Origin of the sequence: Novosphingobium ovatum (genome assembly GCF_009909235.1) — a bacterium.
Taxonomy (GTDB): Bacteria; Pseudomonadota; Alphaproteobacteria; order Sphingomonadales; family Sphingomonadaceae; genus Novosphingobium; species Novosphingobium ovatum.
This window is the reverse complement of record NZ_JAAAPO010000002.1, coordinates 691,685-708,245: the sequence shown is the minus strand read 5'-3', so window position 1 is coordinate 708,245 and position 16,561 is coordinate 691,685. Positions and strand designations below refer to the sequence as shown.

The 16,561-nt window shown below is 64.3% G+C and carries 14 protein-coding genes and 1 tRNA gene; 8 read left to right on the top strand and 7 right to left on the bottom strand.

The features are described from left to right. The first annotated feature begins 48 nt into the window (after positions 1-48). The 3 genes from efp (at position 49) to GTZ99_RS07405 (ending at position 1,630) form a co-directional block, all read left to right on the top strand. On the top strand, positions 49-612 hold the full coding sequence (gene efp, locus GTZ99_RS07415; RefSeq protein ID WP_161717601.1) for an elongation factor P: 564 nt from the start codon (positions 49-51) through the stop codon (positions 610-612). A gap of 2 nt (positions 613-614) precedes the next feature. Continuing rightward, positions 615-1,436, top strand: coding sequence for an inositol monophosphatase family protein (locus GTZ99_RS07410; protein ID WP_161717600.1), 822 nt, complete (start codon positions 615-617; stop codon positions 1,434-1,436). Between the two features lie 110 nt (positions 1,437-1,546). Further along, positions 1,547-1,630: transfer RNA gene (locus GTZ99_RS07405), tRNA-Leu, on the top strand. A gap of 63 nt (positions 1,631-1,693) precedes the next feature. Here the strand turns inward: GTZ99_RS07405 and GTZ99_RS07400 are convergent. From GTZ99_RS07400 to aceA, 3 genes are all read right to left on the bottom strand, one after another. Then, entirely contained in the window at positions 1,694-2,650 is a 957-nt protein-coding gene (locus GTZ99_RS07400) for a magnesium transporter CorA family protein (RefSeq protein WP_161717599.1), read from the bottom strand. Positions 2,651-2,881: 231 nt separating this feature from the next. Next, entirely contained in the window at positions 2,882-3,067 is a 186-nt protein-coding gene (locus GTZ99_RS07395; protein WP_161717598.1) for a hypothetical protein, read from the bottom strand. Between the two features lie 13 nt (positions 3,068-3,080). Next, the gene (gene aceA / locus GTZ99_RS07390; protein ID WP_161717597.1) at positions 3,081-4,376 is read right to left on the bottom strand and encodes an isocitrate lyase; all 1,296 of its coding nucleotides are present in this window, start codon (positions 4,374-4,376) and stop codon (positions 3,081-3,083) included. Between the two features lie 165 nt (positions 4,377-4,541). Here aceA and GTZ99_RS07385 point away from each other — a divergent pair, with 165 nt between their 5' ends. The 4 genes from GTZ99_RS07385 (at position 4,542) to prsR (ending at position 11,047) form a co-directional block, all read left to right on the top strand. Continuing rightward, positions 4,542-5,972, top strand: coding sequence for a helix-turn-helix domain-containing protein (locus tag GTZ99_RS07385; protein WP_161717596.1), 1,431 nt, complete (start codon positions 4,542-4,544; stop codon positions 5,970-5,972). Between the two features lie 200 nt (positions 5,973-6,172). Further along, entirely contained in the window at positions 6,173-7,558 is a 1,386-nt protein-coding gene (locus GTZ99_RS07380) for a TIGR03013 family XrtA/PEP-CTERM system glycosyltransferase (RefSeq protein ID WP_161717595.1), read from the top strand. A gap of 10 nt (positions 7,559-7,568) precedes the next feature. Further along, positions 7,569-9,683 carry an XrtA/PEP-CTERM system histidine kinase PrsK gene (prsK, locus tag GTZ99_RS07375; protein ID WP_161717594.1) on the top strand — a complete coding sequence of 705 codons (2,115 nt, stop codon included), beginning with the start codon at positions 7,569-7,571 and terminating at the stop codon, positions 9,681-9,683. Further along, positions 9,683-11,047 (top strand): PEP-CTERM-box response regulator transcription factor, encoded by a 1,365-nt coding sequence (gene prsR / locus GTZ99_RS07370; RefSeq protein WP_161717593.1) that lies wholly within the window; start codon positions 9,683-9,685, stop codon positions 11,045-11,047. Before prsK ends, prsR begins: the two co-directional genes overlap by 1 nt. Before the next feature lie 320 nt (positions 11,048-11,367). Here the strand turns inward: prsR and GTZ99_RS07365 are convergent, their stop codons facing one another. Next, complete coding sequence (locus GTZ99_RS07365; protein WP_161717592.1) at positions 11,368-12,402, bottom strand: DUF475 domain-containing protein; 1,035 nt, start codon at positions 12,400-12,402, stop codon at positions 11,368-11,370. A gap of 44 nt (positions 12,403-12,446) precedes the next feature. Continuing rightward, positions 12,447-13,316, bottom strand: a complete 870-nt coding sequence (panB, locus tag GTZ99_RS07360) for a 3-methyl-2-oxobutanoate hydroxymethyltransferase (RefSeq protein ID WP_161717591.1) — start codon at positions 13,314-13,316, stop codon at positions 12,447-12,449. Between the two features lie 191 nt (positions 13,317-13,507). Between panB and GTZ99_RS07355 the strand changes: the two genes are divergently transcribed. Next, positions 13,508-15,067: an amino acid permease gene (locus GTZ99_RS07355; protein WP_161717590.1), complete on the top strand. Its 1,560-nt coding sequence runs from the start codon at positions 13,508-13,510 to the stop codon at positions 15,065-15,067. A gap of 81 nt (positions 15,068-15,148) precedes the next feature. Here GTZ99_RS07355 and phoB read toward each other — a convergent pair whose 3' ends face one another. Next, entirely contained in the window at positions 15,149-15,838 is a 690-nt protein-coding gene (gene phoB / locus GTZ99_RS07350) for a phosphate regulon transcriptional regulator PhoB (protein ID WP_161717589.1), read from the bottom strand. A gap of 28 nt (positions 15,839-15,866) precedes the next feature. After that, positions 15,867-16,550 carry a phosphate signaling complex protein PhoU gene (phoU, locus tag GTZ99_RS07345; RefSeq protein WP_161717588.1) on the bottom strand — a complete coding sequence of 228 codons (684 nt, stop codon included), beginning with the start codon at positions 16,548-16,550 and terminating at the stop codon, positions 15,867-15,869. Positions 16,551-16,561 lie beyond the last annotated feature (11 nt).

The window sequence follows — 16,561 nt, the reverse complement described above, 5'->3', positions numbered from 1 at the left end:
GTTTTTGCGCAACCTGTTCTCGCTCTTTTCCATCAAAGGTTTTTCCCCATGAAGATCAGCGGCGTCGAAATCCGCCCCGGCAACATCATCGAATACGAAAAGGGTATCTGGAAGGTTGCCAAAACCCAGCATACCCAGCCCGGCAAGGGCGGCGCCTTCATGCAGGTCGAGATGAAGAACCTGATCGATGGACGCAAGAACAATGTGCGTTTCCGCAGCGCCGACACGGTGGAGAAGGTCCGCCTTGACACCAAGGACTTCCAGTTCCTGTACGCCGAGGGCGAGGATCTGGTGTTCATGGACGTGGAAACCTATGAGCAGATCAACCTGTCCAAGGACATCATCGGGGACGCCGCCGCGTTCCTGCAGGATGGCATGACTGCCGTGCTGGAAATGTACGACGATCGCCCGATCAGCGTCCAGCTGCCCGAGCAGGTCGAGGCCACCATCGTCGAGGCTGATGCCGTGGTGAAGGGGCAGACCGCCTCGTCGAGCTACAAGCCGGCCATTCTGGACAATGGCGTGCGCATTCTGGTGCCGCCTCATATCGCTTCGGGCACGCGCATCATCGTCAACGTGTACGAGCGTACCTACGTCGGCAAGGCGGACTGAGCATGGCGATTTCCGGCCTGATCCGCGTCATGGAGCGCGCCGCCCGCAAGGCCGGGCAGCGTTTGCGCCGTGACTTTGGCGAGGTGGAGCACCTGCAGGTGAGCCGCAAGGGCACGGCGGATTTCGTCAGCCGCGCCGACCAGCAGAGCGAGCGCACGCTGTGGGAAGAACTGCGTGCCGCCCGCCCCGACTGGGGCTTTTTGATGGAGGAAGGCGGGGAGATCGCCGGCGATCCCACCCGTCCGCGTTTCATCATTGATCCGCTGGATGGCACCACCAACTTTCTGCACGGCATCCCGCATTTCGCGATCTCGATCGCGGTGCAGGAGCCCAAGCTGGACGGTTCGGGCTGGGGCGAGGTGATTGCCGGGCTGATCTATCAGCCGATCACCGACGAAAGCTTCTGGGCCGAAAAGACCCGTGGCGCGTGGCTGCATGACCGCCGCCTGCGCGTGTCGGGCCGCCGCCATCTGGACGAAAGCCTGATCGCCACCGGCATTCCCTTTGCCGGGCATGGCGATACGCTGGAATGGCGCCGCATTTATGACGTGCTGGCCCCGCAAGTGGCCGGTATCCGCCGTTTTGGCGCGGCTTCGCTGGATCTGGCATGGGTGGCCGCGGGCCGCTATGACGGGTTCTGGGAAAGCAGCCTGAAGCCGTGGGACAGCGCGGCCGGCTGTTTGCTGATCCGCGAGGCGGGCGGTTTCGTCTCGAACTATCGCGGCCAGTCGCTGCCGATCTGTGACGAGCAGGTGCTGGCGGGCAATGACGTGCTGCATTCGCGCCTGCACAAGCTGATCGTCGGCGCGTTGAAGGACGCCTGATAAAAATTTCCCCCGCCGATGGTGATTTATCCGTCGGTGGGGGGTTGATCCGGGGGCCATGCGGCGCTAACCGGATCGGCACCGGCAGGGCATGCCGGTGAAAATGAAACGCCCCTGTGGTGGAATGGTAGACGCGTCCGACTCAAAATCGGATATCGAGAGATGTGCCCGTTCGAGTCGGGCCAGGGGCACCATTTTCACAATCGCCAGACAGGCTCATCCCTTGCGGGGTGGGCCTTTTGTCTTTGTGGGCCCGGTTACAGCCATTTGCGCCATTTGAACCACACAAACGGCACCAGCGTGGTGATAAGGCACAGCGCCAGCGCCATCGGATAGCCCATCTGCCACGACAATTCGGGCATGTGTTGAAAATTCATGCCGTAAATGCCCACCACCAGCACCGGCGGAATCCCCGCGACCGAGGCAACCGTCAGCACTTTGACCACATCATTCTGCTCGATATTGACCAGACTGGTGGCCGCGTCCTGCAGGAACTGGATGCGCGCGGACAGGCTGGCCTCGAATTCGTCGAGCGAGGTGATGTCGTTGATGATCGTATGCAGCCGCGCCTCCAGCCCGGCGTCCAGCCGGTCCTTGCCGCGCTGGGCCAGGAAACCGGCCATCCGCCCGATCGACAGGAACATGAAGCGCACCCGCGCCGAACGGTCATAGGCCCGCCCCAGCCGCATGATCGCCCGCCGCAACAGCGCGGTTTCGCGTTGCAGCCCCTGGCGCTCGATCTCGCCATAGAAAATCCGGCGCGAAATGGCCGAGATCTGTTCGGACACCATTTCCAGCTGGTCGGCGGCGCGGTCGATCACTTCTTCCAGCACATGCAGCAACAGTCCGGCGGGCGAATCACTGTGGGTGGGGCCGATCGCCTGCGCCACGCTGGTCAGCGGCGCGAGCGGGGCATAATGGATCGTCACCAGCACGCGCGGCGTCAGGATGAAGCCGGTGGGCACGATCATCCAGCGCTCCTCGGTCGCGGGAAAGGCCGGGTCGCGCGTCAGCAAGGGGGCGGTCATCACCAGCGTGTCGCCCACCGCGCGAAGGCGGCTGGATGTCTCGATCTCGCGCAGGGCGTCGGCGCTGGGCAGGGTGATGCCGTAATCCGCCTCGATCTGGGCGCATTCGGCGGGGCTGGGATCGCACAGGTCGATCCATGCCGCGCTGACCGGATCCGCGCCTGCCACCAATTGATCACGCGTCATTATATGGCCCTTGTCCGCCCCATCACGGCCGGTCATCTGCCGCAAATCCCGGGCAAAAGCCAGTGGCGGCGGCGCGGCACGCAAAAAGGCGGTGGCAGGGGGCCTACACCCTGCCACCGCGCGTCTCCTCCCCAGGAGTGTTCAGTTCAGCTTGCGCCTTTTCCGGGTCTGGTGCCGGTTGGGGCGGGGCGGGCGGCGTCGGACCATCAGAACGCCGCCCGTCCATATGCGTCAGTTGTAATTGCCCAACCGGTGGAACAGGGCGTTGATCCGCGCCAGTTCGCCCGGGTCTTCCACCGCGCGGGCGTGGCTGGCCAGCGCCGCGCGCAACAGGTGGAAATCGGTGGTCGAGAGCAGCGCGCGGGCCCTTGCAGGTTCACGCGGCGCAGGTGGTGTGGTGTCGATATGCGTCGTCATCATCGCGCTCCTCTCACTCGGCCGCTTCCATGGCGGCGTTGAACTGGTCGGCCTCGGTGCTTTCGGCAAGCGCCGTGGTGCTGGACTGACCGCCGCCGATGGCGGTGGCAACGGCATCGAAATAGCCGGTGCCAACCTCACGCTGGTGGCGCGTGGCGGTGTAGCCGTTGGTTTCGCTGGCGAATTCGGCCTGTTGCAGTTCCGAATAGGCCGCCATGCCGCGATCCTTGTAGCCGCGCGCCAGCTCGAACATGCCGTGGTTCAGGCTGTGGAAGCCAGCCAGCGTGACGAATTGGAACTTGTAGCCCATGGCGCCCAGCTCGCGCTGGAACTTGGCGATGGTGTCCTTGTCCAGCTTTGCCTCCCAGTTGAAGCTGGGCGAGCAGTTGTAGGCCATCAGCTTGCCCGGATGGGCCTTTTGCACGGCTTCGGCAAAGCGCTTGGCGTCCTCCAGATTGGGGTAGGAGGTTTCCCACCACAACAGGTCGGCGTGCTCGGCAAAGGCGATGCCGCGCTTGATGCAGTGGTCAACGCCGGTGCCCTCCTTCAGGCGGAAGAAGCCTTCGGGGGTGCGTTCGCCGGTCAGGAACTCGTGGTCGCGCTCGTCGATGTCGCTGGTGATCAGGCGGGCGCTTTCGGCGTCCGTGCGGGCCACCAGCACGGTCGGCACGCCGCAGATGTCGGCCGCCATGCGCGCCGCGTTCAGGTTGCGGATATGCGCCTGCGTCGGGATCAGCACCTTGCCGCCCAGATGGCCGCACTTCTTTTCAGCCGCCAACTGGTCTTCAAAGTGCACGCCTGCCGCGCCTGCTGCGATATAGGCCTTCATGATTTCAAAGCAGTTGAGCGGGCCGCCAAAGCCGGCTTCGGCATCGGCAACGATAGGGGCGAACCAGTCGCGCTTGACGCCGCCTTCGCTGTGCTCGATCTGGTCGGCGCGTTGCAGGGCGTTGTTGATGCGGCGGGCCAGATCGGGGCCGGCATTGGCCGGATACAGCGACTGGTCCGGGTACATCGAACCGGCGGTGTTGGCGTCAGCCGCCACCTGCCAGCCCGACAGATAGATCGCCTTGAGCCCGGCGCGCACCTGTTGCATCGCCTGATTGCCCGACATCGCGCCCAGTGCGTTGATGAAGGGCTCGGTGTGCAGCAGTTTCCACAGCTTTTCCGCGCCACGGCGGGCCAGCGTGTATTCGACCGGGACCGACCCGCGCAGGCGCTCGACATCGGCGGGGGTATAGGTGCGGCGGATGCCGTCGAAACGGCCCGGAGTGGTGGGAACCAGCGTGTCGAAAGTGGTAGCGGTCATGGGCTCTCTCCTGCGAAGTGGCGGGCGGTTGTGCCTGCGTCCTGAGAGCCTGATACGCGGGGGGCGGCACGGCTTGAATGAAAAGTTACAAAATAAACTGTATGGATGCAGCGGATTGCGGGATATCATTTGTCATGTTGTAAATTATGTGACAAATTGCGCCCCATGTCGGACACCCAATTTCTGGCCGGTCCCGCCCTGCGCCGCCTGCGCCGCCGTGAAGGTTTGACCCAGGCCGCCATGGCCGCGCGCATCGGCGTTTCGCCCAGCTACCTCAATTTGATCGAGCGAAATCAGCGGCCTTTGACCGCGCGACTGGTGGTCAGTCTGGCCGAACAGTTTGATTTCGATCCGCGCAGCCTGCGTCAGGACGAGGCGGTGGGCGGGGTGGAAGGCTTGCGCCGCCGGTTGTCGGATGAACGCTTTGCCGATCTGGGGATCGACCGCGACGAGATCGCCGAATGGCTGGCCGCCGCGCCACAGGCCGCGCTGGCCTTTGCCCGCCTGTATGACGCGGCGGGGCAAGGGCAGGCCGCCACTCCCGCCGCGATCGACCCGATGGATCTGGCCCGCCGCGAGATCGAGCGCTGGCGCAACCATTTTGCCGATCTGGACATCGCGGCCGAGGAACTGGCCGAGGAATTGCGCCTGTCCAACCCCGACATCACGGCGGCCCTGACCGACCGTCTGCGGCAAAAGCACCAGATCAGCGTGCGCATCCTGCCGGTGGATGTGATGCCGGACGCGCTGCGGCGGCTGGATCTGCATGCGCGCCAATTGCAATTGTCCGAGATGCTGGACCCGGCTAGCCGGGCGTTCAACATCGCGGTGCAACTGGCGCTATTGGAGCAGCGCGACGCGATTGCGGGCATCGCCAATGGCGCGCAATTCAGCGCCGGGCAGCAGGGCGGACAGGGTGCCCAACGCGCCGCTTGGCGGTTGTTCCGGCGGCATCTGGCGGGCTATTTCGCCGCTGCCGTGCTGATGCCCTATGGCCGCTTCATGCGTGCGTGTGAGGCGACGGGGTATGATTTCACCATCCTGCAGCGCCGGTTCAACGTGGGGTTTGAACAATTGGCCCACCGCCTGACGACCCTGCAACGAGTGGGGCAGCGTGGTCTGCCTTTCTTCATGGCGCGGATCGACCGGGCGGGGCAGTTTTCCAAACGCTATGCCGGGGCGTCTGGCACGCTGATGCTGGAGACCGAGGCGACCTGTCCGCTATGGGTGGCCCATGCCGCCTTTGACCACGCGGGGCGGATTTGCACACAGGTGGTATCGCTGGAGGAAACGCCGGGCAGTCCGCAGCGCTGGTTCACCATCGCCCGCACGGTCGAGGGCAGTGGCGGCAATGGTGGCGGGGCCGCTGATGCGGCGCGCTTTGTCGTGGTGCTGGGGGTAGAGGCAGGGCAGGGGGCGGCGCTGGCCGCCGCGCGCGGGGTGGACCTGTCAGCCAGCGGGGCGGTGGCAATCGGCATGGGCTGTGCCCGTTGTCCGCAGGCCGACTGCCGCCAACGTTCTTTGCCGCCGCGTGGCAAAACGCTGGTGTTTGACGAGCGTGCGCGCGGCCTGACGCCGTTTGAATTTCAGCGTTGAAACGCGGCGCAGCTGTCGGGTGATTTGTCATTCCATTGTAATATCTGCCGACAGCTATGGGCCGTGCCCGGCGTTTTTCCCTGAAACTTCGCTCTGCGGGGCGGATCGGTGCTGTCAGATTTACCGACATTTTACGCCTTCCCCCTAAGGTCGCTGGCAAGGTCCGTCGTGGGGCCGGACGCAAACCAAGCGATTTTGCCATGATCCGCGTGTTTAAACATTACATTCCCCATTCGGTGCTGTTGCTGGGGTTGATCGATGTCATCCTGTTGATGACAGCGGCCGACTTTGCCTGGCGGCTGCGGGCCGACCAACTGGCGATGCAGGCAGGCGACCTGTCACAGCGGTTGCAGCCGCTGGCGGCGTTCACCGCGATGATCCTGACCGCGATGATCGCGGTGGGGGCCTATGGCGCCGAAGCGCTGCGCTCGGTACGCTTTGCCAGCGCGCGGTTGCTGGTGGCGGTGTCGCTGGCGATCATCGCGCTGGGGGTGGTGATCTCGGTCACGGGCGGGCATGAATTCTGGCACTCGACGCTGTTTTACGCGATGCTGGCGGCGATCGGGCTGCTGGTGATGAACCGTCTGCTGGTGGGCGGCGTGCTGGGCACGGCGGCGTTCCGGCGGCGCGTGCTGGTGCTGGGCGGTGGCAACCGCGCGGCGCGGCTGCGCGAACTGGCCGAACGGGCGGGCAGCGGCTTTGTCGTTGTCGGCTTTGTCGGGATGAGCGAGGCCGCCCCGGTGGTCGAGGACGCGATTCCGCGCTCGGCGATCCACAACCTGAAACGCCACGTTGAAAATCTGGGCGTGTCCGAGGTGGTGCTGGCGCTGGAAGAGCGCCGCAATGCCTTGCCGCTCAAGGACCTGTTGCGGATCAAGACGGCGGGCGTTCACGTCAACGACTTCTCCAGCTTCTTGGAGCGCGAGACGGGCCGCGTTGATCTGGGCACGGTGAACCCCAGCTGGTTCATCTTTTCGGATGGGTTTTCCTCGGGGCGGGTGTTCAGCTCGGCGGCCAAGCGATTGTTCGATGTCGTGGTCAGCCTGCTGCTGTTGTCGGTGACGGCGCCGGTGATCCTGTTGTTCGCCATTCTGGTCAAGCTGGACAGCAAGGGGCCCGCTTTCTACCGCCAGCGCCGCGTGGGCCTGTATGGTCAGCCCTTTGACGTGATCAAGCTGCGCTCGATGCGCACCGATGCCGAGGTCAATGGCGCGCAATTTGCCGCCAAGAACGACCCCCGCGTCACCCGCATCGGCAATTTCATCCGCAAGGTCCGCATCGACGAATTGCCCCAGACGTGGAGCGTGCTGAAGGGCGAGATGAGCTTTGTCGGGCCGCGTCCGGAACGTCCCGAATTCGTCGACGATCTGGAGGAAAAGCTGCCCTATTACGCCGAGCGCCACATGGTGAAGCCGGGGATCACCGGCTGGGCGCAGGTGAACTATCCCTATGGCGCCAATCTGGAAGATTCCCGCCACAAGCTGGAATATGACCTGTATTACGTCAAGAATTACACGCCCTTCCTGGACATCCTGATCATCCTGCAAACGCTGCGCGTCGTGCTGTGGCACGAAGGCGCGCGGTGAGGGGGCGGGCATGACCTTGGCGGACGCCTGGTGGGCGTGGGTTGGCAATGCCAGCCATGTCGCCGGGGCTTGTGCGGCAACGGCCGTGGCGGCCTCGATCTGGAGCCAGCGCGGGCGCTATAGCGGCGCGGGTCTGGCGATTGTCGCCTCGTTGGCCATGACGGCCGTGTGGTGCCTGGTGGTGACGGTCAAGGGCCAGTTGAGCCTGGCCGGGCAGGGCGCGATGGGCCTGCGCAACCTGACCTATCTGTGGGCGGTGTACCGCATGTTCGCCAGCGACGGGCGCCATACCCGCGTGGCGCAGGTGGGACCGGTGGTGGCCGCGTTGGCGCTGGTCGATATTCTGGTGCCAGCCGTGCAATTGGTGGTCAGCCGCATCGCGCCCGCCATGCTGAACGCCGAGGCGCTCTATCGCATGAACCTGATGCTGGCGCTGCTGGGGGTGATTGGCTCACTGGTGCTGGTCCACAACCTGTATGCCAGCGCCAGCCGCGAAGGGCGCGCGATGCTGCGCTGGCCGGCGATGGCGCTGGGGCTGGTGTGGGTGTTCGAACTGAACCTCTATACGGTGGCCTATCTGTCGCACGAATGGCCGCGCCAATTGGCTGCGGTGCATGGCGTGGTCGATGTCGCCTTTGCCATCATTCTGGCGCTGGGCAGCGTCAAGGGCCGCGAGACGCTGCGCCTGTCGCCTTCGCGTTCGGTCACATTCCAGTCGTTCAGCCTGCTGATGATCGGCGGCTATCTGGCGGGGATGGTGGCGGTGGCCAATTGGCTGTCCTATGCCGGGGGCGATTATGCCCGTTGGTTGCAATTGTCGTTTGTCATTGGCGCAACGGTGGTGGCGGCGCTGACGCTGCCCTCGCGGCGGATGCGCGGCTGGCTGCGGGTGACGGTGACCAAACACCTGTTCCAGCACCGCTATGACTATCGCGCCGAATGGCTGCGCTTTACCGAAACGATTGGTGGCCGCAGCAAGGAAGCCGCCCCGCTGCATGAACGCGCGGTGCGGGCGTTGGCCGATATCACCGATTCGCCTGCCGGCCTGTTGCTGATGCCCGACGAGCATGGCGATTTTGTGCTGGCCGCGCGCTGGCAATGGCTGACGATCGAGGTGCCCGCCTGTGCCATTGCCGCCGGGCAGATGGTGTCGATCAGCCGGGGTGATTTCATCGTTGAACTGGACGAGCTGCGCGCGGGCCACGCGGCGCCGGGCACGGCGGGCATCGGCCTGCCGCAATGGTTGCGCGAGGAAGCGCGGGCATGGGTGGTGATCCCGCTGATCCACAACGAGCGCGTGCAGGGCGCGGTGGTGCTGGCCCGGCCGGAACATTCGCGCAAGCTGGACTGGGAAGACTTTGACCTGTTGCGCGTGGCGGGGCAACAGGTGGCGACCTATCTGGCTGAAAACGCCAGCCAGGTGGCGCTGGTCGAGGCCAGCCGGTTTGACGATTTCCATCGCCGCATCGCCTTTGTCATGCATGACATCAAGAATTTGGCCAGCCAGTTCGCCCTGTTGGCCCGCAATGCCGAGCGCCACGCCGAAAACCCGGCGTTCCGCGCCGACATGCTGGTGACGTTGCGCAATTCGGCGGACAAGCTGAACCATCTGGTCGCGCGTCTGTCGCGCTATGGCGGGGGCGTGGACAGGGTGGAGCCGGTAGAGCTGGGCGCGATCGCCCGCGAACTGACCGCCGCGTTTCAGGCGCGCCACAATGTGCAGGTGATCGAGCGCGACCCTTGCACCGTGGCGGGGCAGCGCCACGCGATCGAGCAGGTGATCCAGCATCTGGTGCAGAACAGCATTGATGCCAGCACCCCTGACGCCCCGGTGTTCGTGCATATCGCGAATGATGATCCGTGGTGCCGGATCGAGATTGTCGATTCGGGGCACGGCATGTCGCCCGACTTCATCCGCACCCGCCTGTTCAAACCCTTTGTCTCGACCAAGGCGGGCGGGTTTGGCATCGGCGCCTATGAGGCGCGCGAACTGGTGCGCGCCATGCATGGGCGGCTGGATGTGGAAAGCCGCGAGGGGCTGGGCACCCGCTTTATCATCCGCCTGCCGTTGCAATCGGCACGCAATGTTCTGACAACTCTGGATAATGGTCAAAAGGTGGCATGATGGCTGGTGACAGACCCAAATTGCTGGTCGTCGAGGACGATCCCGGTCTGCAGGCTCAGCTGAAATGGGCCTATGATGATTTCGACGTGATCGTGGTGGGCGACCGCGCCAGCGCGATTGCCGCCCTGCGCGCCGAAGAGCCCGCTGTGGTGACGCTGGATCTGGGCCTGCCGCCCGATCCTGATGGCGTGACCGAGGGCTTTGCCGTGCTGGAGGAGATCATGGCGATCAAGCCTGACACCAAGGTGATCGTCGCCTCCGGCCATGGTGCGCGTGAAAGCGCGCTGACGGCAATCGACCGGGGCGCCTATGATTTCTACCAAAAGCCGGTGGATATTGACGAGATGGCGCTGATCGTGCGCCGCGCCTGGCGCCTGCACCAGATCGAGGCGGAGAACCGCAACCTGTCGGCCCGCGTTGGGGCGGATCAGCGTGTGCTGGGCCGGATCATCACCGGCGCGCCCGAAATGCTTCGCGTGGCCCGCACGATCGAGCGCGTGGCCAACACCAATGTTTCGGTCATGCTGTTGGGGGCCAGCGGCACCGGCAAGGAATTGCTGGCGCGCGGATTGCACGAGGCCAGCGATCGGCGTGACGGGGCGTTCGTGGCGATCAATTGCGCTGCGATCCCTGAAAACCTGCTGGAAAGCGAGCTGTTCGGCCATGAAAAGGGCGCGTTCACCGGCGCGGTCAAGACCACCGAGGGCAAGATCGAGCAGGCCAATGGCGGCACGCTGTTTCTGGACGAAGTGGGCGACATTCCCTTGCCACTTCAGGTCAAATTGCTGCGTTTCCTGCAAGAGCGCGTGATCGAGCGGATCGGCGGGCGCAAGCCCATCGCGGTCGACACCCGCATCGTGTGCGCCACGCATCAGAACCTGGAGGCGATGATCGCCGATGGCCGTTTCCGCGAGGATCTGTGGTATCGGCTGGCCGAAATCGTGGTCAAGATCCCGGCGCTGTCGGAACGCCCCGGTGACGCGACGCTGTTGGCCAAGGCGTTTCTGGCCCGTTTTGCCAAGGAGATGAACCCGCAGGTCAAGGGCTTTGCCGGGGATGCGCTGGCGGCGATTGACGGGTGGAACTGGCCCGGCAACGTGCGCGAGCTGGAAAACCGCGTCAAACGCGCCGTCATCATGGCCGATGGCAAACTGGTCTCGGCTGCCGACCTCGACCTTGGCCCGGCGCGGGAGGAGGCCAACATCCCATTGAACCTCAAGGCCGCGCGCGAACTGGCCGACCGCCGCGTCATCCGCCACGCGCTGGCCCGCAGCGAGGGCAATATCTCCAGTACTGCCAAGCTGCTGGGGATCAGCCGCCCGACGCTGTATGATCTGTTGAAGCAATACGATCTGCAAAACTGACCCGTTGCGCGCGGCATAGAAAAAGGGGCGCACTGCCGAGCTGGCGGTGCGCCCCTTTTGCTTTGGGTATGCCACTATGCGGGCAAATCCCCGAAAAAAGGGCGGTCCGAAAACTGCCCTCTCCCCTCCCTAGTTCTTCCGGGGCCGCTTCTGTCACAAAGCTGTAAGGCTGGCAATCCGTCTGTCGGAAAGCCGAAAAGAAGTTGACCAGCGTGGCGTAAAATCCACACTCTGACGAACCAAGTGGTACATTGCGACAGGGCAAAGACACGGCGCGTTCAAATTCTTGCGCCGTGTCCGTGGTTTGCTTTGCCAATCTGTCAGTCGGTCAGTTCTTCGCCATGGCGCACCGACCACCAGATCGCCGCCGCAATCAGCCCCGCGCCGATCAACCCGGTGACCGTTTCGGGGATATGCACCAGAGCAGACGCCAGCATGATCCCGGCCAGCGCCAGAATCGCCCAGAACGCTCCGTGCTCCATATACAGGAACTGGCTGAGCGTACCCTTTTCGACCAGCAGGATGGTCATCGACCGCACATAGATCGCGCCCACCGACAGGCCCAGCGCGATCACCACCATGTTGTTCGACAGGGCAAAGGCCCCGATCACCCCGTCCAGACTGAACGAGGCATCCAGCACGTTGAGGTAGAGGAACCCGGCCAGCCCCGATTTCACCACCACCCCGGCGGCAGCGCGGGCTTCCTCGCGCGCCTCCATGATCGAACCGATGCTTTCCACCACGACAAAGGTGATGATGCCGAAAATGCCGGAAATCAGCAGTTCCTTGGCTTCGGCGTCCGGCAGGTAATGGCCGATGCCGATCAGGATCAGCAACAGGATGGCAATTTCGCCCGCCTTGATCATGCCGATCAGCTTCATCGGGCGCTCGATCCAGCCCAGCCAGTGGACGTCCTTGTCCTCGTCGATGAAAAAGCCAAAGCCGACCATCGCCAGAAACGCCCCGCCAAAACCGGCGATGGCAATATGGGCGGCGCTGACGATGCGCTCATATTCCTTGGGATTGGACAGCGACAACTGCACCGCCTCGATGGGCCCAAGTCCCGCAGTAAAGCCCACGATCAACAGCGGGAACAGCACTCGCGTGCCAAACACCGCAAACACCATGCCCCATGTCAGGAACCGCTTGCGCCAGACATCGTCCATGTCCTGCAACACCTTGGCATTGACCACAGCGTTGTCGAAAGACAGCGAGATTTCCAGCACCGCCAGCACGGTGATGATCCACAAGATGCCGCCCATCGCGGCCCATGAATGCGCTTCGTTCCAGGCGTACATGGCGCCCAGGACAAAACAGATGGCGGTAAAGATGAAAGATCCGCGAAAATATCGCATCAAAGTACCGGGCAAGGGAAGTTCTCCGGAAAGTGTGGGGGCGCTTACTTGGGCTGATAGGTCTGTTCCGGCCCCGGAAAGCTGCGTTCGCGCACCTCTGCCGCATAACGCGCCACAGCGCCAGAGATGACACCGCCCAGATCCTCATAGCGCTTCACAAAGCGGGGGACACGCTCGAACATGCCCAGCATGTCTTCGGTCACCAGCACCTGACCATCGCATTGGGCGCTGCCGCCGATGCCGATCACCGGGCAGGTGACCGCCTGCGTCACCGCAATGGCGATTGGTTCGATCACGCCTTCGACCACGATGGCAAAGGCGCCCGCCGCCTCCAGCGCCTTGGCGTCAGCGATGATCTTTTGCGCCTCGGCGTCGGAACGGCCGCGCGCGCCATAGCCGCCCAGAACGTTGACCGCCTGTGGCGTCAGACCCACATGGCCCATCACCGGAATGCCGCGCGCCACCAGAAAAGCCACCGTTTCGGCCATTGCCGCGCCGCCTTCCAGCTTGACCCCGGCACAGCCCGTTTCCTTCAACAGGCGGGCGGCGCTTTCGAACGCCTGCTGCGGGCTGGCCTCATAGGTGCCGAATGGCATGTCGACCACCACCACCGCATGATAGGATCCGCGCACCACCGCCGCGCCATGGGCGGCCATCATCTCCAGCGTGACGGGCACCGAACTGGGCAGGCCATAGATCACCTGACCCAGCGAATCGCCCACCAGCAGAATGTCGCAATGTTCATCCAGCAATTGCGCCTGCCGCGCGGTATAGGCCGTCAGCATGACGATCGGCTGTGCGGTGTGGCCATCAGCCTTGCGCCGCTGGATGGCCGGGATCGTCAGCCGCTTGAGCGGGGCCGGGGTGGGGTTGGCGCGCGATGTCGCCGTGTCGAGCTGAAAGGTCGTGGACATGGCGCCCGTTCTAGCGACCCTGCGGCGTTTGCGAAAGCGCGCTTTGGATAGGGCGGGGGCCGGGCCGGGGCGGGCAGGGGCAGCCGCAAAATCACGTATCGGCGGGGCGCTGGGACAAATAGGCGCTTGCGAAAGGCGGCGGCGGCGCTAGCGTGGGCGGCTTGTTATTTTGTTGCGTTCGGGGGAACTGCATGTTCGGTCGGGTCAAACCGTTGGATGCCATTCTGGCAACCGCGGAAAAGAAATCCTTGCACCGCTCGCTGGGGGCCATGCAACTCACGCTGCTGGGCGTGGGGGCGGTGATTGGCACCGGTATTTTCGTTCTGACCGCCGAGGCCGCGCAAAAGGCCGGGCCGGGGATGATGATCAGCTTCATCATTGCCGGTGTGGTCTGTGCGGTGGCGGCTTTGTGCTATGCCGAAATGGCCAGCATGGTGCCGGTGTCAGGCTCGGCCTACACCTATTCCTATGCGGTGATGGGCGAGCTTCTGGCCTGGATGGTCGGTTGGGCCTTGGTGCTGGAATATGCCATCGCGGCAGGCGCGGTGTCGGTCGGGTGGTCCGGCTATTTCGTGGGCATGTTGGCGCATCTGCATGATTATGCGTCATTCCTGCCCAATATCGTCATTCCGGCCGCGCTGGCCAACGGGCCCACGGCGGGTGGCATCATCAATCTGCCCGCGTGCCTGATCGCGCTGGCGGTGACGGGCCTGCTGGTGCTGGGCACCAAGGAAAGCGCGACGGTCAATGCCGTGCTGGTGGCGATCAAGATCACCGCGCTGACCGCGTTCATCCTGCTGGCCGTGCCGGTGATGAATGGCGAAAAGTTCGTGCCGTTCTCGCCGCTGGGCTTTGGCGGGATTTCGGCGGCGGCGGCCTCGATCTTCTTTGCCTATGTCGGGTTTGACGCGGTGTCGACCGCGGCCGAGGAGACCAAGAACCCGCAGCGCAACATGCCGATCGGCCTGATCGGCAGTCTGGCGATCTGCACGGTGTTCTATCTGTTGGTGGCGGCGGGCGTCATCGGCAGCGTCGGGGCGCAGCCGGTGATGGATGCCGCCGGCAACGGTCTGGCTCCGGGGTCAAAGGCATTGACCGATGCCTGCGCCGCCATCAACGGTCAGGCAGTCGTCTGTTCCAAGGAAGCGCTGGCATGGACGTTGCGTCAGATCGGCTGGGCGCAGATCGGCAATCTGGTGGGCCTGGCCGCGATCATGGCGCTGCCCAGCGTGGTGCTGATGATGATGTATGGCCAGACGCGCATCGCCTTTGTGATGAGCCGCGATGGCCTGCTGCCCGAAGCCTTGAGCAAGGTGCACCCCAAATATCACACGCCCCATGTGGTGACGGTGATCACCGGCGTGTTCGTGGCGCTGTTTGCCGCGTTCTTCCCGGTGGGGATGCTGGCGGATGTGTCGAATTCGGGCACGCTGTTCGCCTTTGCCTGTGTGTCGGTCGCCGTGCTGGCGCTGCGCAAGAGCGATCCTGCCCGCCACCGCCCGTTCCGCACGCCCGCCGTGCAGATCGTCGCGCCGCTCTCGATTTTGGGCTGTTTGTACCTGTTCTTCAGCCTGTCGGTGTACACGCTGCTGCTGTTCGTTGGCTGGGCGGTGCTGGGGCTGGTGATCTATTTCGCCTATAGCCGCAGCCATTCCTACGTCGGGCGCGGCATTGTCGATGTGCATGAGGATGACGCCGATACGCCGCCCCAGCCGGTGGCGCCGCTGCCGGGCGGGATCGAGCTGGATTGATCCAGCCGCGCGGCTGATGCGCAAAGGAAAAGGGCGGCCCCCGATGTGGGAGCCGCCCTTTTTCGTGTGGGTGCGCGGATCTTACACCGCTTCGAGCGCGTATCCGGCCGAGCGGACGGTGCGCACCGGATCCGGCGCGCCGTCGATCTCGATCCCCTTGCGCAGGCGGCGGATATGGACGTCCACCGTGCGCAATTCGATGTCGCTGTCCGTACCCCATACCGCGTCCAGCAACTGGCCACGGCTGAACACACGGCCCGGATGCTCCATGAAGAATTTGAGCAGGCGGAATTCGGTCGGCCCCAGATGCAGGGTCGCCCCGCGCCGCGTGGCGCGGTGGGCCGTGACGTCCAGCGACAGGTCGCCCACGCTGAGCGTTTCGCCCGCCAGCGCCGGGCGGATGCGGCGCATGATCGCCGCCACCCGCGCGATCAGCTCACGCGGGGAAAACGGCTTGGTCAGGTAATCGTCGGCGCCCGTTTCCAGCCCGCGGATCTTGTCATCCTCGGCGCCGCGCGCGGTCAGCATGACGATCGGCACATGCGCCGTCGCCTTGTCCCGGCGCAGGCGGCGGCACACTTCGATGCCGCTGGTGCCCTCGATCATCCAGTCCAGCACGACCAGATCGGGCGTCTCCTCGACGGCCAGCAGCAGCGCCTCATCGCCATCGCCCGTCACGCTGACGGCATAGCCCTCGGCGCGGAAACGGAACTCCAGCAATTCGGCCAGCGCCGGATCGTCTTCCACCAACAGCAGGCGTGGCGGGTTCATCGGCTTGCTCCTGCGCTTGGCCGGTGGCTCAGTTGGCCGGGCGGTCGGTGCGGTCGGCCAACTGGCCGCCGGTGGCCGCGAAATAGACCTGTTCGGCGATGTTGGTCGAATGGTCGCCGATGCGCTCCAGATTGCGCGCGACGAACAGCAGATGGGCCGCTGAGGTGATCGTCGAGGGGTTTTCCACCATGAACGAGACCATGTTGCGGAAGATGCTGTCGTAGAAGGCGTCAACCTTGGCGTCGCGTTCCATGACTTCGCGGGCCAGATCGGCATCGCGCGCGCCATAGGCGTTCAGCACGTCATGCACCATGCTGGCGGCGATGTCGGCCATGGCGGGCAACAGCGTCAGCGGTTCGAACTGGGTGCGGCCCTCGATGCGGGCGGCGCGCTTGGCGATGTTCTTGGCATAGTCGCCGATGCGTTCCAGAATGCCGGCGATTTTCAGGCTGGCGATGATCTCGCGCAGGTCGTCGGCCATCGGCGCGCGCAGGGCGATGATGCGCACGACCAGCTGGTCGACCTCGGCCTCCAGCGCGTCGATCTTCTTGTCACGGGCGATCACGCCATCGGCCAGCGGCTGCGCGCCCTTGACCAGTGCTTCCATCGCTTCGGTGATTGCCAGTTCGGCCAGACCGCCCATTTCGGCGATCAGCCCGCGCAGCTGCGAGATGTCTTGGTCAAAAGCCTTGGCCAGATGTTCCGCTACCATATGCCGCATTC

Excerpts from the sequence above, each read along its gene's own strand:
- efp (WP_161717601.1), top strand. The coding sequence starts at position 49 with ATGAAGATCAGCGGCGTCGAAATCCGCCCCGGCAACATCATCGAATAC.
- GTZ99_RS07410 (WP_161717600.1), top strand. The coding sequence starts at position 615 with ATGGCGATTTCCGGCCTGATCCGCGTCATGGAGCGCGCCGCCCGCAAG.
- GTZ99_RS07400 (WP_161717599.1), bottom strand. The coding sequence starts at position 2,650 with ATGACGCGTGATCAATTGGTGGCAGGCGCGGATCCGGTCAGCGCGGCA.
- GTZ99_RS07395 (WP_161717598.1), bottom strand. The coding sequence starts at position 3,067 with ATGACGACGCATATCGACACCACACCACCTGCGCCGCGTGAACCTGCA.
- aceA (WP_161717597.1), bottom strand. The coding sequence starts at position 4,376 with ATGACCGCTACCACTTTCGACACGCTGGTTCCCACCACTCCGGGCCGT.
- GTZ99_RS07385 (WP_161717596.1), top strand. The coding sequence starts at position 4,542 with ATGTCGGACACCCAATTTCTGGCCGGTCCCGCCCTGCGCCGCCTGCGC.
- GTZ99_RS07380 (WP_161717595.1), top strand. The coding sequence starts at position 6,173 with ATGATCCGCGTGTTTAAACATTACATTCCCCATTCGGTGCTGTTGCTG.
- prsK (WP_161717594.1), top strand. The coding sequence starts at position 7,569 with ATGACCTTGGCGGACGCCTGGTGGGCGTGGGTTGGCAATGCCAGCCAT.
- prsR (WP_161717593.1), top strand. The coding sequence starts at position 9,683 with ATGGCTGGTGACAGACCCAAATTGCTGGTCGTCGAGGACGATCCCGGT.
- GTZ99_RS07365 (WP_161717592.1), bottom strand. The coding sequence starts at position 12,402 with ATGCGATATTTTCGCGGATCTTTCATCTTTACCGCCATCTGTTTTGTC.
- panB (WP_161717591.1), bottom strand. The coding sequence starts at position 13,316 with ATGTCCACGACCTTTCAGCTCGACACGGCGACATCGCGCGCCAACCCC.
- GTZ99_RS07355 (WP_161717590.1), top strand. The coding sequence starts at position 13,508 with ATGTTCGGTCGGGTCAAACCGTTGGATGCCATTCTGGCAACCGCGGAA.
- phoB (WP_161717589.1), bottom strand. The coding sequence starts at position 15,838 with ATGAACCCGCCACGCCTGCTGTTGGTGGAAGACGATCCGGCGCTGGCC.
- phoU (WP_161717588.1), bottom strand. The coding sequence starts at position 16,550 with ATGGTAGCGGAACATCTGGCCAAGGCTTTTGACCAAGACATCTCGCAG.